Source organism: Mucilaginibacter sediminis, assembly GCF_051903035.1.
Classification (GTDB): domain Bacteria; phylum Bacteroidota; class Bacteroidia; order Sphingobacteriales; family Sphingobacteriaceae; genus Mucilaginibacter.
In genome coordinates this window covers 4990073-5014519 of sequence record NZ_CP170602.1, presented here as the reverse complement: position 1 = coordinate 5014519, position 24447 = coordinate 4990073, and the positions used below count along the sequence as shown (strand labels likewise).

At 46.4% G+C, this 24447-nt stretch carries 27 protein-coding genes; 16 read left to right on the top strand and 11 right to left on the bottom strand.

All coding sequences use genetic code 11. The annotated features are described in order from the left end of the window. Positions 1-50: 50 nt before the first annotated feature. The 4 genes from ACFGVS_RS20640 to ACFGVS_RS20625 all read right to left on the bottom strand — a co-directional run bounded on the left by ACFGVS_RS20640 (position 51) and on the right by ACFGVS_RS20625 (position 2785). Complete coding sequence (locus tag ACFGVS_RS20640; RefSeq protein WP_274213126.1) at positions 51-437, bottom strand: hypothetical protein; 387 nt, start codon at positions 435-437, stop codon at positions 51-53. 114 nt (positions 438-551) lie between these two features. Next, positions 552-1628, bottom strand: coding sequence for a glycoside hydrolase family 130 protein (locus ACFGVS_RS20635; protein ID WP_439695416.1), 1077 nt, complete (start codon positions 1626-1628; stop codon positions 552-554). A gap of 34 nt (positions 1629-1662) precedes the next feature. Then, a complete protein-coding gene (locus ACFGVS_RS20630; protein WP_439695415.1) occupies positions 1663-1908 on the bottom strand; it encodes a hypothetical protein in 246 nt (81 codons plus the stop codon). A gap of 19 nt (positions 1909-1927) precedes the next feature. Next, positions 1928-2785: a universal stress protein gene (locus tag ACFGVS_RS20625; RefSeq protein ID WP_439695414.1), complete on the bottom strand. Its 858-nt coding sequence runs from the start codon at positions 2783-2785 to the stop codon at positions 1928-1930. Between the two features lie 128 nt (positions 2786-2913). On the opposite strand from ACFGVS_RS20625, the gene ACFGVS_RS20620 reads away from it, so the two are divergent. From ACFGVS_RS20620 to ACFGVS_RS20560, 13 genes are all read left to right on the top strand, one after another. Further along, a complete protein-coding gene (locus tag ACFGVS_RS20620; RefSeq protein WP_439695413.1) occupies positions 2914-3399 on the top strand; it encodes a hypothetical protein in 486 nt (161 codons plus the stop codon). Between the two features lie 291 nt (positions 3400-3690). Continuing rightward, positions 3691-5037: a TolC family protein gene (locus tag ACFGVS_RS20615; protein ID WP_439695412.1), complete on the top strand. Its 1347-nt coding sequence runs from the start codon at positions 3691-3693 to the stop codon at positions 5035-5037. 10 nt (positions 5038-5047) lie between these two features. After that, complete coding sequence (locus tag ACFGVS_RS20610; protein WP_439695411.1) at positions 5048-6157, top strand: efflux RND transporter periplasmic adaptor subunit; 1110 nt, start codon at positions 5048-5050, stop codon at positions 6155-6157. Positions 6158-6161: 4 nt separating this feature from the next. Then, positions 6162-9386 (top strand): efflux RND transporter permease subunit, encoded by a 3225-nt coding sequence (locus ACFGVS_RS20605; RefSeq protein ID WP_439695410.1) that lies wholly within the window; start codon positions 6162-6164, stop codon positions 9384-9386. Beyond that, positions 9383-9688: a hypothetical protein gene (locus tag ACFGVS_RS20600; protein ID WP_439695409.1), complete on the top strand. Its 306-nt coding sequence runs from the start codon at positions 9383-9385 to the stop codon at positions 9686-9688. The genes ACFGVS_RS20605 and ACFGVS_RS20600 overlap by 4 nt, the downstream gene beginning before the upstream one ends. Positions 9689-9706: 18 nt before the next feature. After that, positions 9707-9892 carry a YgaP family membrane protein gene (locus tag ACFGVS_RS20595; RefSeq protein WP_439695408.1) on the top strand — a complete coding sequence of 62 codons (186 nt, stop codon included), beginning with the start codon at positions 9707-9709 and terminating at the stop codon, positions 9890-9892. Between the two features lie 85 nt (positions 9893-9977). Further along, positions 9978-10436 carry a DinB family protein gene (locus ACFGVS_RS20590; protein WP_439695407.1) on the top strand — a complete coding sequence of 153 codons (459 nt, stop codon included), beginning with the start codon at positions 9978-9980 and terminating at the stop codon, positions 10434-10436. Between the two features lie 75 nt (positions 10437-10511). Then, the gene (locus ACFGVS_RS20585) at positions 10512-11210 is read left to right on the top strand and encodes a peroxiredoxin (RefSeq protein ID WP_439695406.1); all 699 of its coding nucleotides are present in this window, start codon (positions 10512-10514) and stop codon (positions 11208-11210) included. A gap of 10 nt (positions 11211-11220) precedes the next feature. Continuing rightward, positions 11221-11673: an OsmC family protein gene (locus tag ACFGVS_RS20580; RefSeq protein WP_439695405.1), complete on the top strand. Its 453-nt coding sequence runs from the start codon at positions 11221-11223 to the stop codon at positions 11671-11673. A 10-nt stretch (positions 11674-11683) separates the two neighbouring features. Continuing rightward, complete coding sequence (locus tag ACFGVS_RS20575; protein WP_439695404.1) at positions 11684-12949, top strand: NAD(P)/FAD-dependent oxidoreductase; 1266 nt, start codon at positions 11684-11686, stop codon at positions 12947-12949. Positions 12950-13108: 159 nt separating this feature from the next. Then, positions 13109-13345: a hypothetical protein gene (locus ACFGVS_RS20570; RefSeq protein WP_439695403.1), complete on the top strand. Its 237-nt coding sequence runs from the start codon at positions 13109-13111 to the stop codon at positions 13343-13345. 39 nt (positions 13346-13384) lie between these two features. Then, positions 13385-13696, top strand: a complete 312-nt coding sequence (locus ACFGVS_RS20565; protein ID WP_439695402.1) for a rhodanese-like domain-containing protein — start codon at positions 13385-13387, stop codon at positions 13694-13696. A 244-nt stretch (positions 13697-13940) separates the two neighbouring features. Next, positions 13941-14576 carry a Crp/Fnr family transcriptional regulator gene (locus ACFGVS_RS20560; protein ID WP_439695401.1) on the top strand — a complete coding sequence of 212 codons (636 nt, stop codon included), beginning with the start codon at positions 13941-13943 and terminating at the stop codon, positions 14574-14576. 455 nt (positions 14577-15031) lie between these two features. On the opposite strand, the gene ACFGVS_RS20555 is transcribed toward ACFGVS_RS20560, so the two are convergent. The 4 genes from ACFGVS_RS20555 to ACFGVS_RS20540 form a co-directional block, all read right to left on the bottom strand. Further along, positions 15032-16555 carry a serine hydrolase gene (locus tag ACFGVS_RS20555; protein ID WP_439695400.1) on the bottom strand — a complete coding sequence of 508 codons (1524 nt, stop codon included), beginning with the start codon at positions 16553-16555 and terminating at the stop codon, positions 15032-15034. A 215-nt stretch (positions 16556-16770) separates the two neighbouring features. After that, on the bottom strand, positions 16771-17043 hold the full coding sequence (locus tag ACFGVS_RS20550; RefSeq protein ID WP_439695399.1) for a tetratricopeptide repeat protein: 273 nt from the start codon (positions 17041-17043) through the stop codon (positions 16771-16773). 42 nt (positions 17044-17085) lie between these two features. Further along, positions 17086-17226: a hypothetical protein gene (locus ACFGVS_RS20545; protein WP_439695398.1), complete on the bottom strand. Its 141-nt coding sequence runs from the start codon at positions 17224-17226 to the stop codon at positions 17086-17088. A gap of 83 nt (positions 17227-17309) precedes the next feature. Next, positions 17310-17432 carry a hypothetical protein gene (locus tag ACFGVS_RS20540; RefSeq protein WP_439695397.1) on the bottom strand — a complete coding sequence of 41 codons (123 nt, stop codon included), beginning with the start codon at positions 17430-17432 and terminating at the stop codon, positions 17310-17312. Positions 17433-17564: 132 nt separating this feature from the next. On the opposite strand from ACFGVS_RS20540, the gene ACFGVS_RS20535 reads away from it, so the two are divergent. Both ACFGVS_RS20535 and ACFGVS_RS20530 read left to right on the top strand, forming a co-directional pair. Continuing rightward, complete coding sequence (locus ACFGVS_RS20535) at positions 17565-17774, top strand: hypothetical protein (RefSeq protein WP_439695396.1); 210 nt, start codon at positions 17565-17567, stop codon at positions 17772-17774. 15 nt (positions 17775-17789) lie between these two features. Next, positions 17790-18413, top strand: a complete 624-nt coding sequence (locus ACFGVS_RS20530) for a nitroreductase (RefSeq protein WP_439695395.1) — start codon at positions 17790-17792, stop codon at positions 18411-18413. 13 nt (positions 18414-18426) lie between these two features. Here the strand turns inward: ACFGVS_RS20530 and ACFGVS_RS20525 are convergent, their stop codons facing one another. Together ACFGVS_RS20525 and ACFGVS_RS20520 are read right to left on the bottom strand one after the other, a co-directional pair. Next, positions 18427-20127, bottom strand: a complete 1701-nt coding sequence (locus ACFGVS_RS20525) for an HAD family hydrolase (RefSeq protein ID WP_439695394.1) — start codon at positions 20125-20127, stop codon at positions 18427-18429. A gap of 13 nt (positions 20128-20140) precedes the next feature. After that, positions 20141-20944 carry a universal stress protein gene (locus tag ACFGVS_RS20520; protein ID WP_439695393.1) on the bottom strand — a complete coding sequence of 268 codons (804 nt, stop codon included), beginning with the start codon at positions 20942-20944 and terminating at the stop codon, positions 20141-20143. On the opposite strand from ACFGVS_RS20520, the gene ACFGVS_RS20515 reads away from it, so the two are divergent. Beyond that, positions 20943-22724, top strand: a complete 1782-nt coding sequence (locus tag ACFGVS_RS20515; protein ID WP_439695392.1) for an AAA family ATPase — start codon at positions 20943-20945, stop codon at positions 22722-22724. The two genes, ACFGVS_RS20520 and ACFGVS_RS20515, sit on opposite strands and share 2 nt — an antisense overlap. Positions 22725-23116: 392 nt before the next feature. Here ACFGVS_RS20515 and ACFGVS_RS20510 read toward each other — a convergent pair whose 3' ends face one another. Beyond that, positions 23117-24445, bottom strand: coding sequence for an HlyD family secretion protein (locus tag ACFGVS_RS20510; RefSeq protein WP_439695391.1), 1329 nt, complete (start codon positions 24443-24445; stop codon positions 23117-23119). Positions 24446-24447: the final 2 nt, after the last annotated feature.

Below are 24447 nucleotides of genomic sequence, written 5' to 3'. Positions count from 1 at the left end.
GCAGGAACAGCCATGCTAAGCATTGTACATAAAATTGAAAAGAGGATTAATTAGCAAGATTTTGGCGGCTGCCAAATGCTGGATAAATACGCAGAGTGATTAAACCAGAAATCGAAGACTTGTAATTTCGTTTCCGCTGAAAATATCACAGGAAGGGCCAGGGCCTGTAATAATTGAGGAACCAGCACCGGTGATGCGGTTGCCGTGCAATTATCCGCCGTTTTGAAGGGCAATTTCATGTCTTCGCTATAGTCTTTATCCCTTGGGCTACCGTGCATGTAGTGCATGTCAAGAAATTGCAGGAATGAAATGCTCTTGTTTTCCTTACGATGTTCGGCTAAGTGTTCAAAAAATACGGGCAATTTTAGCAACTGGTGGAGTTCAGTTGTCGAGAACAGGAAAACTGTTAAAAGCAATATGGCCGTGAACTTTTTCAAACTTCACAAAGGTAACAATTAATAAGCAATCGTTTTTTGATGCAAATCACATGATTATCAACTCTTCATCATTTAACGTTGTGTGGATACAAAGCTTTCCCACTTTGTTAAACCTTAAAGCGGCAGCAATTCGTCAGGAATGTCCAATCGCGCCACCCCGATATAATTATCGGCCATTCCGTAATAAATGTCAAATCTGTTTGGTGTACCCAGATCATCGCGCCGGTCAATGCCAGTCGGGAATACCACGCTTTGAACTATTCCAACCTTTTCCTCTGTAAGCATTGGCTCTAATATGGGAAAGGGCGAGCGATACAAAATCTTATCAGGCTTATTGATATCTAATACCATAATCCCGGCCGAATAGATTAAATGATGCGGCTCGGCCCCGACAGGCAGTGTTTGGTGTACCCCGTGATAAACCAACAGCCAGCCATGCTTGCACAGCACGGGCGGTGTTCCCGCACCGATTTTGATCTTTTCCCAGTTTGCTTCCGGCAACGCAAGCGGGCTATTGGATTCAAATTCCTGCAGGTGATCTGCTTTACGGCCGTTTAACATGAGATCGCTGTAGGATATCCAGATACATTCATGGTGATCCCTGACCCTCCGGTCTTCGGGGTCGCACATGATGTCCTCCGGCAGGGTGCCTGGAAATAAAGGCCGATGTAGCATCACCATGGATGTATCGCCATGCGGGCTCGTCATTGGACGGGGAAAAATGCACGCGTCCTTGTTGTAAACATCATTAAAAGTGATCAGTTTATAGTTGGCAAAATCGGCCAGGCCCAGGCGTTCCCAGTGCAACAGATCCTTTGAAATGGCCAGCGCAATACGCGGGCCCTTTGACGAAAAAGCGGTGTAGGTCATGATATATTGCCCGATCGGCTCAAAATAGGTGATCCTTGGATCTTCGCAGCCACCGCCTTCCGGCCTTTTTTCATATTCAGCTTCGGGTTCTAATACGATACCGAGCCGCTTAACGCCAACCGGATCTCCCCTTTCGTCGAATATGATCTTGGCAATACCGATACGGGAATAATTTCCTTTTCCGACGAGCCGGGGAAACAAATACAGGTCGCCGTTTGACCCGCGTATGGCCGCCGGATTTAATACGCCTTCAACCTCCATGTCATTTCCCGGTTCCGGCCTCATAATGATCCCGATACGCTGTAATTTAAATCCGTCCATTCATGTTGTTGGGTATAGCAGAGTGAGATTTGTTTTAATAAAGTAATTTATTCCGTTTGACCTCGAACTCTTTTTTATGATGGAACGATTCGTTACCATATTCCCATTCCAGTTCAATTCGCCAGTTCCCGTCGCAGCATTGATCGATCGGGATCTCCAATAGATTCGATTCGTCACTGTCAACATTCATGCGCAGGCACTTCGTGTCTGTTCCGGTAAGCGGTACCAGGTGTGCCTTCGCTTTAACCGGGTGGCAGAAATTAAATCTTAAGGATTTCATAATAGCCCGTATCAGGTGATTATTTCATTTCGGACGGAATAACCATTAGCGGTATATGTTGGTTATCCAAAGCCGCCGCCGTTGTAGACCGGTCAAACAGGTCTGAAAAGAAACCTTCCCGGTAATGAACCAGTACCAGCAGATCAGAATTATTGTCTTTGCATAACCGGTTTAATCGTTTCACCACATCATTTCCCCTGATCTCAAGGTACGATATGTTATCCTGCTTGATGGCATTAATGTGATTAATGATCGCATTTTCTTTTACCGGGTCATCATTTTTATTGAGGAGCGAAACATGGACGATCTCCAGGTGGAAGTGAAGTTGTTTACCTAAGTCGATCAGGTAGCTGATTGCGTTGATATCTGTTAATTCAAAAGCGATGGCCAGCGTAACTTTTTTAAGCGCACTCATTTCAGCTTTCGGCGGAATGATCAAAACCGGGCAAGACGAATGATCGATCACATCCATCGTGTCGCTACCGAAGATCAGATGATCCACTGCGCTATCAGTACGACTGCCTATCACAACAAGCCCGACTTTGTTGTCCTGAATGATCATCGCAATATTTTTACCCAGCGAACCTTCCCCGCATTGATAATCAGTTTTAGGTTTAAAGTCGCCCTGCGATATGCCTGCCATTACATGCCTTAATTGAATGGCTAACTGGCTAAGTTTTGCAGTACTTTCATCCTTACGAAAGACGAATTCTTCAACCACCCAGGGGCCGCCGGCATACGTCGGCAGTATAGGATGGTCATAGTAGGTGTTGTAAAGCAAAATATCCGCCTTCAATTGGGGAGCAACTTTTGCAGCGGTTTTTGCAGCATGATCCGCATTTTCCGAAAAGTCAGTGAGCATCATGATTGTCTTCATAGCAGCGTTTTTTTAGATCATAAAACTGGCTTTTTACCTGCTAAAAATAAATGACAAAGATCATTAAAACACTTGATTACAACCACTTAAACATTACGGACAAATACTGAACTTCGATAAAAAAAGTCATGAACCAGACGCATATCCACCTACTGATTACCCACCTGCCGATCATCGGCGCTGCGCTGGGTACTCTTGTTTTGATCCATGGGATATGGAGAAAAAGCAATTCTATTCTTATCGCTGCCTATAACGTTTTGATCCTGTCTGCTATAGGTGCCGGTATAGCTTATGCAACCGGTGAAGGTGCAGAAGAAACAGTTGAACATTTACAGGGTATATCTAAAAATTTGATCGAAGAACATGCAGAGTCTGCCTTAACTTCGTTGGCAGGCCTAATAGTTATAGGCGTGATCGCCGTGACCGGGCTTTTTATTACAATAAAAAGCACATCCCTAACCAGGCCGTTTGCACTATTTGCGGTTGGGGCATCATTGATCGGCTTTGGGCTAATCGCAAGGACCGGTTATTTGGGCGGACAGATCAGGCATACAGAAATTAGAACGAACACGGCTTCCCCAGTTAAAGATAGAGATGGCAAGGATAACGATTAAAGCAAGCATGCCGAACAGCCCTATGCCTGCTCTTTGACGACAACAAAGCTCGCTTGATTCAGGACGAGGCCGACAAACTAAGAGAGGTAGCAGTCATGCCACCAGGTTGCCACGTGGACATTGACCAACTAAATGGAGAGGGTGGCCTTGGCGATATCATCAGCGGCAATCATTTGGCGCTTTATGAAAAAGCTTGTCAATGAGCTTAAAATACCTGCCGATTCAGGCGTAGGTAACAAATGTTACCGTTTAACTTTTCTGCTGAAAGTACTTTTGTTAAAAATTAAATTAATGAAGAAGATAAAGCGTTTGATCAAATGGGGGCTGTTCCTCTATATAGGAATGCCCGGTTTCCCTGCGATAACGCAAGCGCAGGACACCTACCAAAAACTAAGCCTGCAAGAGGCTATTTCGGCAGCTTTAGCCAACAATAAAACTATCCGCCTGGCCGGCTTGGACTTGCGTATTGCGGAGTCGAGTTTCAACCAAACCCAGGCTGTCTTCCTGCCACAGGTTGACCTCTCTTATACCGCGATGAGCACGAACAACCCGCTCAACGCGTTTGGTTTTAAACTGCAGCAACGCAGCATTACTCAAAACGATTTTAATCCTGCCCTTTTAAACCATCCTTCTGCAACACCGGATTACCTGGCACAAGTGGAGGTCAAGCAACCCTTGCTCAATATTGATATGTTGTATATGCGCAAGGGAGCCGAAAAGCAAACCGAAGTTTACCGGTATAAAACCCAGCGCACCCAGGAGTATATTACTTTCGAAACCACGAAAGCATTTTTGCAACTGCAACTGGCCTACCAGGCAGAGAAGGTTTTGGCAGAAGCCGGGCAAACTGCAAAGTCTGTATATACATTCACCGAAAATCACTTCAAACAAGGCTTGATCCAGAAGTCGGACCTTTTGAACGCCCAGGTACATGTTACCGCAGTTGAAAATAACCTGGCCAAAGCAAGGAGCAGTATCCTTAACGCATCTGATTACCTTGGCCTGTTAATGGGGCTGCCGACCGGAAAAATTTACAGCATTGCTGATGAGCCCAAAACAAACTTGTTGGTTACAGACAGCACGCAAAAGGTATTGGCGGGCCGGTCCGATTTCATGGCCATGCAGAAAGCCATTGATGCATCCGGGCTGATGATCAAATCCAGCCAGATGAGCTACCTGCCTAAGCTGAATGCATTCGGCAATTACCAATATAACGACAGCCGTTTAACCGGTTTCGGTGCGAATGCTTACCTGTTTGGTATACAATTATCGTGGAACATTTTTAACGGGAATAAAACCAAACATGTAATTGCCGCACAAAAACTGGAGCGGGACAAGCTTACCGTACAGCTTGCCCAGCAGAAAGACCAGAGCCAACTGGAACTGGATAAAGCCTACCGTGACCTTTCTGACGCGCGGTTTGAAATGGCTCAGGATCAGGCTGCCATTGATCAGGCTACCGAAGCTTTAAGGATCTTACAAAATCGTTACCAGCAAGGATTGGTCAATACTACCGACGTCCTGACTGCCGATACCCAGTTATCCCAATTAAAATTTTCACTCGCTCAGGCGCAGTTCACTGCCAATATAACCAGGGCTTATATCAAATTATTAACAACAACAACGACCACCAAATAACCGATCAGATATGAACTTACCTATCCATAAAAACAGGGCTTTACAATTATTTACCATCATAGGTTTGTTGGTTCTTAATTCCTGTTCATCCAACCAAAAAAAGGATACAATGACCGGTGCAGGCACTGCAATTGTGGTTACGCTAGGCCGGCCTTCGACAGATGCCCAACGAGGATTAATCGTGAGCGGTCAGGTTGAAGCCAGTCAAACGGCTAACATCAGCACCAGGGTAATGGGTTACATTACCAGGATCAATGTCAAAGTGGGTGACCGGGTAAACAAAGGTCAACTATTGGCAACGATCAGCAACGATGATATTCTGGCAAAGCGGGCACAAACAGACGCTATGATCGCACAAGCAGAAGCGGCTTTAAAGAGCGCCCAAAAGGACTACGACCGTTTTACCGTATTATATAAACAGCAAAGCGCCTCGGCCAAAGAACTGGATAACGTAACGCTGCAATACCAATCTGCAAAATCCGGCCTCGAAGCCGCCAAACAACAGCGCAACGAAGCAAACGCCATGCTCAGCTATACTAACCTGACAGCTCCTTTTTCAGGAACCGTTACCCAGAAAATGATGGATGCCGGCAGCATGGCCAATCCCGGAATGCCGCTGTTGACCATTGAACAAAGCGGCAGCTACCAGGTAAACGCAGCTGTGCCTGAAAGCGAGATCAGCCTGATCCAGGAAGACGCACCGGTAACGATAAATATCGATGCTATTCATAAAGTGATCAATGGCAAAATAGCGCAGATCAACCAGTCGTCTGCGAACAGCGGCGGGCAGTATCTGATCAAAGTAAATATCCCGGATAACGAAAAGCAAGGACTATTCGCTGGCATGTACGCCAATATAGCTATCCCTTTAACACAGGCAGTAAAAACAGCTAATAGTAGTGAACAGGTTATGATTCCCGTATCGGCTGTTGAACATAAGGACCAGTTAACAGGCTTATATACCATTGGTAATAACCATACCGCTTTGCTACGCTGGGTAAGGCTCGGCAAAAAACAAGGGAACCAGGTGGAAGTATTAAGCGGGCTGGCAGCAAATGAACAATTTATTGTCAGCGCAGAAGGCAGATTGTATAACGGTGTAGCTGTTAAAACAAAATAAGAACATGAAAGACGGATTTGCAGGAAATATAGCTAAGGCATTTATACAGTCGAAATTAACGATACTGTTGATGATCGCCTTTTTACTCATAGGCGGTTACAGTACGTTCTTAATTCCGCGTGAGGAAGAACCACAGATACAGGTGCCTATGGCCGATATTTTTATTGGTTACCCCGGCGCTTCCCCAAAAGATGTGGAGACTAAAGTTGCAGCGCCCATTGAAAAAATGATCTCGAATATCAAGGGGGTGGAATACGTGTATTCTACTTCGATGCAGGGACAAGCAATGGTGATCGTGCAGTTTAACGTGGGCGAAGACGTGGAACGTTCGTTAGTAAAGTTGTACAGCGAACTGATGAAAAACATGGATAAAATGCCACAGGGCGTTACGCTGCCATTAATCAAAACAAGGGCCATCGATGATGTCCCGGTATTGGGCTTAACGCTTTGGAGCGATAAATACGATGATTACCAATTGAAGCAAATGGGCCAGGAATTGGCAAACGAAATCAAAAAGATAAACGATGTATCGGATGTCAACATTATCGGTGGCCGCAACCGCGAGGTAAAAGTATTGCTGGATAAAAACAAGATGGCGGAAAACCATGTAGACTTTTTATCACTGAGCAAGCAAATTCAGGGTAGTAACATGCAGTTGCCGGGAGGGACGCTGCTCCAAAAAGATACTGCTTTTTCGGTGGAGACCGGGAATTTCCTGAGCTCATCAGACGATGTAGGCAATTTGGTGGTGGGCATTAACCAGCAGCAGCCGGTTTACCTGAAACAGATCGCCAAAGTTGACGAAGGCGCTGAAACGTCAAATCAATATGTGCTGTTCGGCTATGGAAAAGCAGATACGGCAAATGCTCATCAATTCAGATCCAATTACCCGGCCATTACGCTTTCCGTAGCCAAAAAAAAAGGCGCGGATGCGATGAAACTGTCCGAACAGATCCTGGGTAAAGTGGAGCATTTAAAAGCAAGTTTATTGCCTAATGATGTGCATTTGACCGTTACCCGTAACTATGGCGAAAGCGCATCGGACAAGGTGGGCGAATTGTTATTCCACCTGTTTATTGCCATTGTGGTGGTCACCGTATTTGTAATGCTGGCCATGGGTTGGCGCGGTGGCCTGGTCGTATTCCTATCCGTACCAGTCACCTTTGCGCTTACATTGTTTGCTTATTATTTTATGCATTATACGCTTAACCGTATCACGCTGTTTGCGTTGGTGTTTATTACGGGTATCGTGGTCGATGATTCCATCATCATTGCCGAAAACATGCACCGGCATTTTAAGATGAAAAAACTGCCGCCGCTGCAGGCTGCTATCTATGCCATTAACGAGGTGGGCAATCCTACCATTCTGGCAACATTCACCGTAATTGCAGCCGTATTACCGATGGCCTTTGTATCCGGCATGATGGGGCCTTATATGAGCCCAATGCCGATCGGCGCATCTATTGCCATGATCTTATCGCTGATCGTTGCGCTAACCCTAACCCCATATCTGGGCTATATCTTTCTGCGCGAAAAAGAGAAACATGGCACCGCACACGAAGAAAGCAAACCGAAGTTACTGGAAGAAACACGTATTTATAAAATATATCGGTCTTCCATTCGGCCGTTACTGGAAACCCGCTGGAAACGCTGGACCTTTATCCTGAGCACTGTGATGATCCTGTTCGCATCATTGTCAATGTTCTATACCAAAACGGTTGCCGTTAAAATGCTGCCCTTTGATAACAAGAACGAGTTCCAGGTAGTGATCGATATGCCGGAAGGCACAACGCTCGAAAAGACACAAGCGGTTGCTAAAGACATTGGATCGTATGTTTCCGGCCAGTCGCTTGTAAGAAATTATGAAACCTATATCGGTACTTCAGCTCCTATAAGCTTCAATGGGCTGGTGCGTCATTATGACCTTAGAAGGGGCGACAATGTAGCTGACATACAAGTTAACCTGGTGGATAAAAGCGACCGGAGTATCCAAAGTCACGGTATCGCCAAAGAAATGCGCGCCCCTATACAGGCCATTGCCAGGAAATATAACGCAAATGCGAAGATTGTGGAAGTTCCACCCGGACCGCCGGTGCTGTCGACCTTAGTGGCCGAAATTTACGGACCCGACTACCAGGAGCAGATAAAAGTAGCCAGGCAGGTAAAAAATCTGATGGAAAAAACCTCCAATGTAGTGGATATGGACTGGATGGTGGAAGATGACCAGCCCGAATACCATATTGAAGTGAATAAAGAAAAGGCCATGCGTTATGGCATCGCCACCGCGCAAATAGCCGCAACGGTTAACGCCGGGTTGTCTGGTATGCCGGTGGGCAATATTGCCCAGCCCGCCGCTTATAACCAAACCGCGATCAAATTGCAATTGAGCGATGCTGATAAAAGCAGTATAGACGATGTGCTGAATTTGAAAGTGGTCGGGATGCAGGGGAACGCGGTACCCGTAAAGGACCTGGTTACGGTAACCCGGCAAATCAAGCCAAAAAGCATTTACCGCAAGAACCAAAAGGAAGTCGTGTATGTACTGGGCGATATGGCCGGTAACCTGGAAAGTCCTTCGTATGCGATCTCCGACGTGTCTGATCATTTAAAAACGGTAACCGTTCCCAAGGGGTTTTCACTGAAAGAAGAATATACCCATCAGCCCGAACTGGAAGACAATTACAGCCTGAAATGGGACGGCGAATGGCAAATCACTTTCGAAGTATTTCGCGACCTGGGAATCGCCTTCGCCGTGGTGATCATCATGATCTATATCCTCATCGTGGGCTGGTTCCAGAATTTTACGGTACCGCTGGTTATGCTGGCTGCGATACCGCTTTCATTGATAGGTATTGTGTTGGGCCACTGGATGCTGCATGCCTATTTTACAGCAACTTCCATGATCGGATTTATCGCCCTCGCCGGTGTGATGGTGCGTAACTCCATCTTGCTGATCGACTTTATCAATATCAGGCTGGACGAGGGTATCCAGCTCAAGCAAGCGATTATCGAAGCCGGTGCAGTACGTACCACTCCGATATTGTTAACCGCCGGTGCAGTAGCCTTGGGTGCAGTGATCATTTTATTTGACCCGATATTCCAGGGGCTGGCAATTTCGCTGATGGGCGGTACGGTTACCTCTACTTTCCTAACCTTGATAGTTGTACCGCTATTGTACTTTAAGATGATGCGCAAGAAAACATTAACCCCTTTAAATACTGAGTCATGAAATTATTAATCGTAACGTGCCTGAAAGACAACCTGGATGATGTATCAAAGATATTCAAGCAGGCAAATATTGACATCTTTAGTACCACCGACATTATTGGTTACAGAGAGCGCAAAAACACTAATCTTTTGGAAGATTGGTTTGCCAGCGGCGGCGAAGCCGTAAACTCGATGATGGTCTTTACTTTTACCACCGTGGCAAGTGCCGATCTTGGGATAAAATTGATCAAAGATTATAACAAAAACCATAACAATGGATTCCCGGTCAGGGCGTTTATTCTGCCTGTTGAAAAATCTGTTTAACTCTTAAAATTAAAAATCATGAAAGAAAGAATTGTACGTGCCGTTGCAGGCACCATGGTTTTAACCAGTATAGCCTTAGCTTACGCTATTAATATCAACTGGTTATGGCTGGGCGTATTTGTAGGCCTAAACTTATTGCAATCTGCCTTTACAAAGTTTTGTCCCCTGGAACTGATCCTGAAGGCGGCTGGCGTCAAAGATTGAATGTAACAATAGCATAGATAACAATATGAAAGACATCCATTATTAGTGGATATCGTACGGTTTACCAAAATAAAAATTTAACGTTATGACTATAACACAATCCTGCCTGCAAACATGGATAGAAGCCCGGACAAGGTTTTCTAATTTGTTGCCTTCCTTAGCGGAAGAAGAACTGACAAAAAGGTTAGTCAACACCAAGAATAGTGCGGGATTTCTTATCCGTCATATAGCCGATGTTGAATTATTATTTGCCAAAAATGTATTCGGTGCAACTGACCTAAAAGTACAGGCCAAAACGGTAATTGCACAGCACGATACCGGAGAATGGATAAACCTCCCTGAGTTATTGGACTACCAGCAATACGCTTTTGATCACCTGAAAGCAATTATTGAAAAGCAAACTGATGAAGATTGGCAGCAAGACATAACAACCAAAGAATTTGGCACAAAAACCAAAGCAGAAGCACTTGGCAGGATCATCTCACATAGTGCCTATCACGCAGGACAACTATCGCTTGCATTGAAATACGGGAGCGTGACTTAAATCATTTCATAAACTACTGAGGGTCATTATTTATTCTAAAAAACCGGGGTAGTTTAGTATTCTAAAAACCGTAAAATGGAAACAACAGAACAAGTAATGACAATGCCGCGGATAGGCGACAAAGCACCTGAGTTTAAAGCCGTAACTACGCAGGGCGAGATCAATTTCCCCGCTGATTACACTGGCAAATGGGTGATTCTTTTTAGCCATCCCGCCGACTTTACCCCGGTTTGCACTTCGGAGTTCATGACATTTGCCAAAATGGAACCTGAGTTTAACGCGTTAAACTGCCAGTTGGTCGGTTTATCCATCGATGGTTTATATAGTCATATTGCCTGGTTAAGAACCATCAAAGAAAAGATCGAATTTAAAGGGATGAAAAACATCGAGGTGAAGTTTCCGCTCATCGAAGACATCACGATGGAAGTAGCTAAAAAATACGGGATGATCCAACCCGGTGAAAGTTCTACCAAAGCAGTAAGGGCCGTTTTCTTTATTGATCCGAAGGGAATGATCCGGGCAATCATTTATTACCCGCTTTCTATGGGGAGGAACTTTGATGAGTTGAAAAGGGCATTAATCGCCATGCAAACTGCCGACACTTACAGTATTGCGACACCAGCGGACTGGCGGCCGGGCGATGATGTGATTGTCCCGACAGCGGGTTCTTGTGGGGTTGCAAAAGAAAGAATGGATCATAAAGATGATATGACATGTGCTGACTGGTTTTTCTGTACCAAGCCATTAGCCATTGAAAAGGTACTGGTTAAATAAATATGCCGACATGGAAGCACATTATTATAATGTCGAAGTCAATTGGAATACAGAACGCAAAGGCATGATGTGTTCCCCGGAGTTAAACAGGGATGCCGGCAGCTGCATTGAAGTGGCTACACCGCCGGAGTTCCCGAAAGGTATTCCCGGGATCTGGTCGCCGGAACATTTGTTCACGGCTGCCGTAAGCAGCTGTTTAATGACCACCTTCTTAGCGATTGCAGAAAATTCAAAGCTTTCATTTGAAAGTTTCAGTTGTAGTTCGAAAGGAAAGTTGGAACAGGTCGATGGGAAATTCATGATGAGTGAAATTCTTCTTACGCCGACTGTTACCATAACCGATGAAAAGGACCGTGAAAGAGCGGAAAGGGTTCTTCAAAAATCAGAGGCGGCCTGTTTGATCTCCAATTCTGTAAAATCAAAAGTTATCATGATACCAATAATTAAAGTAATCGGCCATTAAATTAATTAATATGTCAAACCCTCATATCATCATCCTCGGCTGCAATTTTGCCGGGCTCACAACAGCCAGGTATATTCATGCTGCTGTAAAAGGCAAGGCAGACATTACCATCATTGATCGTAAATCATTGCTCACTTTTGTTCCTAATATCCCCATGCAGGTTTTGGCGAACATCAACCCTGCGATCGACCTGCAATATAAATTTATGTCATACCTTGAACATGACGGAAGTGAATTTATCCAGGCGGAGGTTACGACTATTGATGCCGATACGAACACTGTTTTTTACCAGCCCAATGAACGGCCGGGCCATCCGGTTAGAAAAATAAAATATGATTACCTGGTTGTTGCCTTAGGTAACCGCCTGGCTTACGATGCGGTCGACGGGTTTAGCGAGAACGGGCATAGTGTTACGGATACATTTCTGGGTAACCGGCTGAGAAATTACCTGCACAGGGAATATAAAGGCGGTCCTATTGCTCTTACATCCGACGTTTTTCGTCAGGGTAAGAGCGGGAAGTTGCCGCCTGGGTTACCTGTAGCCATGACCGCTTGCGAAGGCCCTCCGGTTGAGCTGGCCTTTTCATTGGCACACTGGCTGGAAAAAACGCAGAAAGGCAATGCCGCTACGGTATATCTATCAACCCCGGCAAAAGTAATTGCCGAAGATGCAGGCGAAACCATTTTGCACCAGCTGTTACCCATGATGACAAAAATGGGCTACCATTACCAGGCAAATACCAACGGTATTAAGAAAATTCACGATGGTGGGATAGAATTCAATGATGGCTCCTCCCAGGAGGCAGAGGTTTCCATTATTTTCCCCGACTGGCAGGCCCATGCTTTTTTAAAGGAATTGACATTTACCGATGATATGGGTTTTGTAGTAACTGATCTGTTTATGCGCAATCCCGACTATCAAAATATTTTTGCTGTTGGGGACGCAGCGGCCATTACCGTTCCCAAAATCGGGTCACTGGGTCACATGGAGGCTGAAGTGTTGGCCAATACTTTAGCTAAAGAGTTAGGTGTCATCAAGAGTGATATCAAACCTATGGAATTTGAACTATTGTGCATGGGCGACATGGGTGGCATTAAAGGTTTCTATATGCGCACCAATGAATGGTGGGGCGGTAAGGAAAGCCACCTGGAAATGGGGATTACACCTTATGCGCTGAAAATGGGTTTCAAGCAAATGTATTACACCCTGGGTGGGAAAATACCACAATGGGGATTGGCAATAAGTGAAATGATCGGGGATCATACGGTTGTATAAAATGAATTATCAGCAACCGGAAATACAGCATTTTTGAAAAGCAGCCTATGGTTGCTTTTTTCTTATGTAACCTTTGTTACCAACCCGGCAGATAATGGAACCTATCTTTGTTTCATCAAGTAAACAGCATTTTATTAAAGCGTATTAATAACAGCAAATATGAAAAATCGCATTCTTAGCAATTGGAGCTTATCCCGTATTCTTCGCGTGATCATTGGGGTGGTCATCATAAGTGAGGCGATAGCCAGGGCAGATGTGGTCAGCGGGATAGCCGGAGCTATTTTTACGGGCATCGGCGTTTTTAACTTAGGCTGCTGTGGCTCCGGGATCTGTTACACACCAGTTAAAACCAGCAAAGGAGCGCTAAAAGGCACAAGCTACGAAGAAGTTGTTTAAAACATTAACGGAAATTAAAAAGTCATAAAAAACATTAAGATGAACATATTCCAACAACTATTTGGCGGAGGCCCATCGGTCGATCTGGCCAACATTATCAAAGAGGGTGCTTTTTTAGTAGACGTCCGGACACCAGGCGAGTATGCGGGTGGGCACGTTCAAGGTTCAGTCAACATTCCCCTCGACAAAGTAAGTTCGCAGTTATCAAAGTTCAAAAACCAGAAAAACATCATTGTTTTTTGCCAAAGCGGGGGAAGAAGCGGGCAGGCAAAAACTATCCTGGAACAAAACGGGTTTACCAATGTCGTCAATGGCGGCACCTGGAACAATGTAAATCAATTTATAAAATAAAGTCCGGGACATCCTCAAATCGGTTACTGAAATACCAAAAATCGATTTGAGGCTTTTTTTCTGAAGATTAATTATACCGGAAATTTTGAGAAATACCTATGTCAGCTATCACAAATCCATCTCTCCATTGGTATCCAAATGATATTTATCCCGTCAGGGCTTTTTCGTTTCTATAAACATACCGCACTTAAACCTTTAAATTCAAAAAGGTGCCTTTAAACTAAAATACTGTTACCTTAGCTATATGGATAAATTAGAGACCCTCGGCTTTGAATTCGAACCTGCATTAATCGAAGAAATTAAAAGATTCGGCGAACTGAAGCATTTCAAAGAAGGAGACGTCATTATGGATTACGGCAAATACATCCGTATGATGCCTTTGGTTATCAAAGGCACCTTGAAAGTACTCAAAAAAGAAGAGAGCGGTAAAGAAATCCTTTTATATTACCTGTCAAATAATGAGACCTGTTCGATGGCGTACAGTTGCTGTCTCGAAGAGAAAAAAAGCGATGTCAGAGCAATTGCAGAGGGAGATGTTGACATCATCGCTATTCCGCACAGCAAGCTGGATGAATGGCTGAATAAATACCCGAGTTGGAAAAATTACATCATGCGCAGCTTCAGTGAACGTTTTTCTGAATTGTTAAAATCAATTGAAAGCATTGCATTTCATAAACTGGATGACCGCTTGATCGCTTATTTGAAGGACAAACAACGCCTTTCAGGATCGAACGTTATTAAAGCCTCTCATTACCAGATAGCTGATGAATTGGCCACGTCAAGGGTTGTGATATCCCGGCTGCTGAAGATCCTGGAGAATAACGGCAAGATTTTACTTTACCGAAATGAAATCAAGCTCTTAAAGGACTTCGACTCTTGATATTATAAATCAAATTTACGAAATTTTATTACGAATGTAAACTACGCAAATACAAAAACTCAGCTTAAAATAGCGGTTACTTTATTTAAATTCTACAACAATAAATTCAGCAGGCCTTCACCATCTGCTAAACTAGCGAAGCGAAAGCCAGATTTGGTAATTAGTTGACTTTAACTGAACCAAATGTTCAGTGCCGACATTGATACCGTTAAGCGATGGGAACTGGGCAAGTCAATAGCAAACGTCACTTACAAAAGGCCTATTCATTCTATATGTGGATAAACCAATAGCACTGCGCCTCACCGCCAATTTGCTTTCTTTTCCTAAAAGCTTGAACTTAAGCACTAAAGGCGGCCATTTTGAAATTGTCCAAATGGGGTCAATCAGGTGTGGTTTATCCACTTTCGATATGCTTACGTGAATGTAAAACAGGTAAAATTTGATGCCCAAACTTTTTACGGCTTGTCCCGGACACCTGTCAGTTTTTCCAGGATCTTGTATCCGGGCAGATTACCCGGGAACATCTCTACCGATTTACGGTACATGTCGATCGCCTCGCGCTTTCTACCCGCCTGCAGTAGTGCTTTACCGTAGCTGTCATATGTGTTCCAGCTTGCGGGATATAGCAAAGTGCAAAGCTTCAGTGCTTCCAGCGCAGCGGTTTCGTGATGGTCGTCCAACAGTTCCAGCCCGAGTTCGTTCAACTCCCGCTCATCCGTAAAATAATGTAAGGTATCGGATTTCAGTCGGTTAAACAGTGTCGCCGCCGCGTCCGGCCCTTCTTTTAGCAACAGGCGGACATAAGGTTGAAAAAGGGATCGCTTGCCTGTCGGCTCCTGTTTGAAATACGATTGTCCATAGACGATATTGAAAACAGCCTTACAGGCGGTGCCGAAACCGCTGCTTTCGGCGTTATCTAATAAAATGAGCGTTCTTTGGCGTATGGGGTCGTGCCAGAAAAATGTAAAGAAGCCGGGTTCCCGACCGGTATGCATGATCATTTTACCTAAGCCGCCGGCTTCCGGCAGAAACCAACCCAGGCCGTAAGCCGCCGCTCCAAATTCACCGCCGGGCGTTGCTTTTGTCCCGTCACTTAAACGAAATGGTGTAAAAGCAGTGTCCAGGAGTTTTTTGCTAAGTATGCGATGTGCATCGAGGGCCTGGCCAAACTTCATCAAATCGCTTGTAGTGCTGATGATGTTGGTCGGCCCGTACAGGCCGCGCAGGTTGTAACTCCAGCGCCTGACCTTTTTGCTCACCGCAATCGGTTCGAGATCGCCCAGGTAATGATGACGGACAAGGTACCCGGTCACTTGATTCAGTTCAGACTGGCTGCTAAGCAGATAACTTTGTTTCATACCTGCGGGTAGGAAAATGTGCCTGTCCAGGTAAACAGCGAAACTTTCGCCGCTGACTTTTTCGACGATCAGCGCGAGTATGGCGTAGCCGACGTTATTATAGCGCCACTGGCTGCCTGGGCTAAACGCCAAAGGTTTGTGCGTCTTGCTCAATACAGATATAACAGAATCATTCGTAGCCGTGTAAGTGCTGTCGGCATCGATCAAGGGAAAGAACAGTTCTTCTTTATCCGGAAGACCGGAGGTATGACTTAGCAAATGGCGCACCGTAATGTCCTGATATGGAAAACCGGCGAAGAACCTTGTCAGCGGGTCGTCCAGATGCAGCTTATGCTGTTGCACCAACTGCAGCACGGCGATAGCGGTAAAGGTCTTGGAGACGGAACCGACCTGGAACGCCGACCTGACCGTGTTTTTCTTATGATCTTTCAGCTGTGCAAAACCGACGGAACGGCTATAGATGATTTTACGCTTTTCGGCTACGAGCACATTGCCGTTGAATAGATGTGCGGCGTCCAGCCTGTCTAACAGACTGTCCAACCTGTTAGAGGTTTGCGCAAAAAGCGGGGATGTGATACTGATGACTATAGTTAGCATAAAATAGCGCTTCAATTGTTCCATGTTGCTGTTGATTGACCGCCTAAAGAATATCAATAGGTGTGCCAGCGGCAAAGATGCATTTAGGCGCTTAAAACGGCACATTGTTGTTTATTCCCGTCTTCGAGTTGTTCGGATTCGTACGCGTTTGTTCGCAAACGAACCTATTTCATCTAGTTTTTGGATTACCGGCAATACATGCCTGAAGTATTAAAAAATCTGAGTAAGTCAAAGCCGGCTCAATGCGCACTTTCGCCGAGCACCTTTTCGGCATGTTCATTATGCGGGTCCAGTGCAATTAATTTTTGGTACATCCGGATGGCCTCGCTTTTCTTTCCGGACTTCAGGAGGGCTTCGCCATAGCTGTCATAGGCATTGGAACTGGCCGGGAAAAGATGAACATTGAGCTCGAGGATCGCGGTTGCTTCCGGCAATTGCCCTCTATACAGCATCCGGTAGGCCCACTCATTCAATTCAAATTCATTGGGGCGGAAAGCGCTATCTTTTTTCATTTGCGCGGTTACGAGCGGAATAGCCTGTTCAAAGCCGATGGTCTACAGGTGGGTACGGATCAAGGTCAGCAGATCGGCCTGAATGATTTCCGGCTCGTAACAACCGGCCGGTTCTTCCAGGAAATCTTCCGGGTTACCGCCATTGAGGTTGGTCAGGCGTCCCGGATATCGGCATCTGTGCATTTACCCAACTCTTCGTTAGTTTCTACCAGGAGAGCCTGCATGACCCGGTTGACCAGGCTCAATAAAGTGAATTGCTCTGCAAATTAATTCGATGCTTTGATCCAGGCAGGCAGGTTCTTTTTTAACTGGATCTCCCCGCTGGTGAACTTTCCGGCGTCATCGTCCAGTAAGTTGTTTAGTGTAGTAATTGTTGAATCGCTTTCCATGTTGTTTTGCTTTAAGTCCAAATTTATAGACCAAAATGTTTCTTAAGGGTGATAAACATCAGCGGGAACAATGATACTAATCAGCTATTAACCGCTTTGCATTCAGTTACTTTACAAGCAAAATTTCAGACGATGACCAGCAAAGCAAACAGTGAGCCAGGGATACCCAAAGAAACTCCTCCCATACAACCACAACCCGAAGTAAAACCACCGGTGGAACCCGTAACGCAGCCCGGTCCGGTAGAGGATCCTCATGTTCAACCTGAAGAACGGCCTGAAGAAATATCGCCTTATGATTTCCCGCCTCCGGGTGAGGGTTTTTTCCCGGAGATATTTGAATAAGTTGATCCAGCCATCATGAAAACAGCGACGGACAACGAAACATTGAAAACCATCTTTGAAAGAAGGGCGGTCAGACAATACCTTTCTGATATACCCGATGACGATATCCTGGAAAAGGTGATCGAGGCGGGCCGGATGGCACCGTCGGCCATGAACCGCCAGCCCTGGAGATTCTATATCGCGACTCACAAGGACACGATCTCCGCATTCTCCAAGGCGATCGCCAAGGTCGCTTCAAAAGCGATGCTGAAAAATGCGGTCAAACATCCGCTGGAAACCATAAAGACACTCGTGCATTTCACGTCCGGACCCGTGCATTTGGACAGCGAAGACAACATTTTTCACGGCGCGCCGGTCGTGATCTTTATCACTGCAGCCCGGGACAATGAATGGGCTGGCCTGGATATTGGCATGTGCGCGCAGAACATGATGCTCGCAGCCAAATCGCTGGGCCTGGACACTTGTCCTGTCGGGTTTGCCAAATATATTGGTAAAACGCCGGTATACCACAAACTGGGGATACCACCCGCTGAAGAGGTGCAGCTCGCTGTTATCCTCGGTTATGGCGATGAAAAACCTGAACCGCACCCCAGGATAAAAAACAATGCCATTTTTATTGACAGGATGGAATGTTGTTAAAAAGCCTATGCGGTCAGGCGGGTAAGGTATACCTTTCAGCTATGGCCTGAAATATAGCCTTTCGCGAGGCATACGGATTGAGCGCTTCACCCTCTATTTTTTCAGCGCATAGCGCCAGTTTCTCGTCTTTGACCGAATTCCGGAACCATTTGGAATAATCGTGCCTGCCGAGGTGATACGACCATGTTTCGTCATCGACACCGCTGCCCATTTGGATGAACATTAGCAGATTGCTGGCTTTCAGGTTCGTACGGTGAGCGGGGCCGTTAAAATAAAAACTATTGTACCCCATATCGCCGGTAGCGTATTTGCGTTTATGCCGCAGCAGCAATGGAACCGGCATATCACTTCTGATCAGCCGGGGTTGCGGATGGCTTTTTTGCCAGACCATAACATCGCCTTTTTGCAAGACCTGGTCCGGGGGCAGCGTTATTTCTTCAGCAACAAGGCTGGTGAACGACCGCATGGCCTGATCGGGTACTTCGCCCATGATCAGGGCGGTATTGACCTTTTTTACGAGTTCGCGGTCCAGTAGTTCAGGGCGGGTAGTAATGACCATAAAACTATTAAAGTCTTCCGGGAGTTCCACCGGGCCGGAGCTGTGTTCCCGGGGCATTAAATGATGCGCCTCATCCATGATGATAAAATGCGGGTGGCCGGTTGCGCGGCGCAGCTCAGCGACCGCATGCCATAACTTCTTAAAATAGTCGCGACGGTCAGCCAGCGGTACGGTCAGGATACAAACGACCACATTTTCTTCCGCCTTGGTCAGCAAGTCGATCACTTCGCTAACCGGCGGTGGTTGGCTGCTGTTGCCAATGGTGAGCACCCCGGGCAGCTCCTGGTAGTCACCCTCCGGGTCGATCAGGCAAAACTGGTAAGCCTTCGCGACCAGTTTTTCAATGAAGGCAGCCGCCAATGTAGTTTTTCCAAACCCGGACGTGCCTGCCAGCAGGATCTTTTCACCATAAGGGCATATCCGGAACGGGGAACCGTCCATTTGCCGTCCTAAAGTCAGGTAGTGCCGCGACAGGCACAGGTCCAGGTCTTCCAAATCATTGGCAATCAGCCGGTCAATGAGCTGCACCACGCCATCACCGTAGGGCTTATCTGTTGTCCAGTCAGCTATCCCGGCAATTTGTGGTAACGCATTCTGCACGGCCACTGCGCATTCAGCGGCCAGCAGCATGGCATTATCATTCTCTGCATCACCGATCGCCACCGTATTATGTTCCGATAGATGCAGTTCGTGGAGCGCATGGTGCAGGCCGGTGGCTTTGTTGATGCCGGGTGGCAAAACCATAATGGCTCCTTTATTGAAAATCAGTTGGTATTCTAACCCTGTCGACCTGATCGCATCGAGTACGGCATCCTGGTAGGGTTCCCAGCTCGCAACAATGACCTGTCCAACCACGAAGGGGACATTCTGTTTTTTTAAAAGCTGTTTAAATGATTCGGGCGGGGGCGCACCCAAAAGCTGTATTTCGAGCGTCGCAGGACAATAGACCACTGCGCCGTTCTCGGCAACGATACGGTCAAACAGGCTGTATTCCGGGAACACGCTTTTTAGCTCTTCCAGTTGCCGCCCGGTCACCAGGATAAGTTTCCGGCCTGTCGCCTTCAACTGTTTTAAGGCCCCGATGGCCCCCGGCGCTACCCGGTCATCACTGGCCAGGGTGCCGTCGTAGTCGGTCGTCAGGATATGATAGCGCATTATATACAGGGTTTTAATTGAAATCGACCATGCCGGACGGAAAGATCAGCAGCGGCATTTTTTGTTTAGCAAGGGCTCTTTTTGTTTCGCTATGTGCGAATAAACGGATGAGCCAAGGTCGCTGGTGATGGAATAAGGCTAACAAGCCGGTGCCGGTTTCCGTACTTAAACCGTTTAACCTGCTGATCACATCCTTTCCGCCCACTTCATGGTAGGTTAAACCCTGGTATTTGAACTGCATCAGCTGTTCCTTAAAGGCAGTACCCTGGGTACTTTTGACGGCTTCTTTCGAAGCAGGGTTAATCACATGAATAATTTCCAGTTGGTAATGAAAAAGCCTGCCCAGTTTTGCCAGGTAATGGATCGCTTTAAAGTCTGCCTGGTCAAAGTCAGTCGCGAAGATCACCTTTCGTATTTGTTCCAGGTCGGTTTTGGAAGGAACAATAAGTACCGGGCAGGTAGCATGGTTTACGATGGAATTGGTGTCGTCGCCATATAAGGCTTCTTCCTTATCATGGGAACGCGCCCCCATCACGATCAGTTCGACATTGTTTTGACGTAAGAGATCGGCGACAGCCATTTCCAGGTTGCAGTCGTTCAAATCAAACGAGATAACCGGTTTATAGTCACCCGGCTCCAATTCATTGCTCAGTGATTCCAGGCCTTCCGTCAGCAGCTCCAAACCCTGTTTGCTGTGTTTTTTGCGTTCGGTGAACTCGTCCACGATCCATCCGCCGCCGCCGTACGCCCCCATCGTGGCGTAATCAATATAAGTATGGAACAACAACAGGTCAGTATGTAATTTCCCGCTGAGCATGAGCCCGACTTCTGCCGCACAGGTTGCATTTGCCGAAAAATCGGTGAACCCGCCAACCTTTAGTTTCCAGGACTTGGTCGACTTTCTGCAAAACTTTAACGAAACGCTGCTCGGCATCCGAACCAATGACCAGGTATCTTCCTTTCTGGAAAAACTAAAGGAGGCCCGGCTGGTCACCGACCTGATCTATCACCTGTACGACGTACGCCGGAGCCTTGCGGAATGGCAGCAATTCTTTGCGCATAATGATTGGCAGGAACTGAGCCTGCGGAAGTTCAAATTCGTGTTAAGGGACGGGCAACTGGATACCGATACGACCGTACCACGGGAGATCTTTAAAAAAGCCAAGGATTACCTGGATTACTTAGGAAATTTGGAATTTGACCTCTCCACCACGGCCATCGCCTACATCCCAGTGCTGCGCACTTCGCGAAGCCTGCTGACCAAGAACGGCACGAAGCTTTACGAGGATGTATTTAAGGAAACCGTACACGCCCAGTATTTTAAGGGGAAGCTGAGCAAGGAAGGCGAACAGATCTTTACCGGCCTGCAGTTCTATGAGGCGATCAAAAAGGAAAAGAACGGCTCCCGCGAGCAGCGGGACAACTTTAAGCTGTTCGAGCAATTTATCGGCAAGAGCTTTTTCAGGGACCAGGAGCTGCATATCACCGCTTACCAAGGCGCCGGCGTAGACAACCAGGAGATACGCGTGGACCTGCCCGGGGAAAGGAACGATATGCCAATACAGGACCTGGGGGACGGTGTGCAGGCGGTGATCAACTTGCTCTTCCCCGTGTTCACCGCCAAAAATAATTCCTGGATATTTATTGATGAGCCGGAGCTCAACCTGCACCCCGGTTTTCAGAACCTGTTTATCCGGACGCTGCTGGAGAATGAGGTGCTGAAAAGAAAAAACCTAAAATTCTTTATCAATTCACACTCCAATCATATGCTGTCAGAGGTACTGCTGGGCGGCTCAGAGAACGCGGAGATCTATGTCATGAAAGCCAGGGACCAGAATTCCTCGGACATCATGCCATTCAAAGGTTCCGAATCGGCCACGCTGGAATTACTGGGGGTATTAAATACTTCGACGCTCATCAGCAACTGTTCGGTATGGGTCGAAGGGGTGACCGACCGCCTTTATTTCCGGGCCTTCCTCAGCGCTTATTTAAACGGGCAGGCCTTTCAACCCATAGAGGGCCTGAATTATACCTTTATCGAATACGGCGGCAGCAACCTCACCCATTACCTGTTCGGGGATACCACCGCGGCGCCGGCGATGGATGAGGGCATCCGGGCTTATTTTACCAGCAATAAAATATTCCTCATCAGCGATACGGACGCCAATAAGAATAAGAAGCACCAGTATTATAAAAAACTTGAAAAGGCCAGGACCTTCGTTTACCACGAAACGGAATACCCGGAAATCGAGAACCTGTTGCCGCCGGCAGTCCTCGCTATGTTCTTAAAAGACCGGCTGAGCATCGATCCTGTAATAAGTGATAAAATCTGTAAAAATTCCTACGCGAAGACGAAGCTAGGTAAATTCCTCAGCCGGGAATTCGCCAAACACCAGGTCAACCGTAAAGTGGAGGCCAAAACCGGCGGAACGCTGACCACAGGCTATAAAAATATGCTGGCGGCATTCCTGATCGCCGGGGTAAGGGATAAAACGATCACCTGGGAAATGCTGTCGGTAAACCCGGTCGTCCAAGCCATCACCACGGACCTGTACCGCTTTATCAGTTTGCATAATCAAAAGAGCCTGTTGGAATAAGATAGGTCCAAGATATTTGATTTATGTAAGTCACGCAAATCTATACTCAAGTCAACCTCGAAAAACAAAAAAATCCTCGCGCGCCCCCTGGATGAGTTTTGCCATCGCTAGCAATAAACCTCGAATGAAGGATAACTGAACATTATCATGACTAACCGGGCAGTTTTTCAAAGCTTCAAATGGAAGTGTTTAAACCCCGCTATGAATTCAAAATAGATAGTTGTGAATCTGAGTATTGTGTCTAGAAGCAGTCGTGCTCGGAAGAGTGAAGGTCATGTCTGAAATATCAGAGACGGAAAATTCTCCTTTATTGGAAATTTCTCTCCCGGTCAGGCGCGGTTTTCTGATTTACATCTTCTATATATGAGTAACCCGGTTGGTTACTAAAGGATTTATTTATTTGCTGACGTGGATTTTAATATCGTATAGTAAAGCCGGCTACCCAATCGCATATTCCGGGTGATGATGACAGCTTGTCCGGTGAGTCCGGTTTTAAACGGAATGATGTGTCGGCTGTTGGTAAGCAGCCCTTTGGTCAGGCGCACGCTCGCCAGGAAACCGCTGTCTGAAGGAATGCTTGAAATGAAATCAAGTTTGCCTGCAACATAGCCTGTTTCCTGGTAAGGGTAGGCGTCAAAGCGAAGTTCAACGTCTTTGCCCGTGTCGATCTTCCCAAAGTTGTTCTGCGGCAGGTAAACCTCAGCATACAGCGACCCTTCATTGGGACTTACATAACCTAAGACAGTTCCTCCGCGAAGATATTGGTTCTCCTGCAGGGGAAGTGTGAAAAATACCTGTCCGCTGGTAGGAGAACTTAGCACATATTTGAGCAGCCAGTCGTCGACCCGGCTTTTTAAGGATTGGAGGTTTTGAACAAAAAGTTCTTTTTCCTGTGCGAAATCATGGTCGAGCTGATCAAGGTCTTTTTGTTTCTCACGTTTCGAAGTTAAGTTGGCCAGTACCGCAGCATCTAATTCAGGAATCGATATTTGTTTGCTGATCAGTTTACTGTTCTGGCTTCGGTACTCTTCCGTAGTGATTACTTTCTCCTTATAGAGTTTTCTATTCATGTCGAAAGATTCATTGGCCAATCGTAAGTCTTGCTCTGTTAAAGTCCTTTTGAACCTGATAGTCCGGCTGGCGCTATCTAACGCGAGGATATCATCTTCCAGGCTCCGCTTCTTTCGGTCGTAGAATCCATTCACCATGTAATCATTAAATTGTTGAACCGAGTTCATAAACTGCTGGTACGTTTGCTGAATTTCTCCGAGCTGACCATAAGTGGTGCTGAATTGAGCTGAGGCCTCCGCCATCCGGTTCATGTCCAGCAACCGGGTACAGCTTTCTATTTTCGCGGAGAGGTCGATAACTTCTGAATGACTGGCTGTACTTTCAAGCCAGCCAATCACCTGGTGTTGTTTAAGTGATTGGCCGTTTCGTACGAATAACCTGACCAGGCGGCCGTCCTGTCTGGCCAGGAGTTCTTTAGGCGCGTTCTGACTGGTCAGTTTTGATTTTACAATGATGGTATCCGGATATTTGATCAGCCAGGCTGCCAGCACCACAATTGCCAGGACACCGATAAAGATATAGATGGCCATGCGCTCCAGCAGGCCGGATTTGGTGGTGATCAGTTCCTGGGCCAGTTCTGAGCGCTGCAGGATGGTTTTAGAGAGGTCCCTTTTCTGTGAGGCGACGGTTTTTTCAATGGTATCGTTCATGC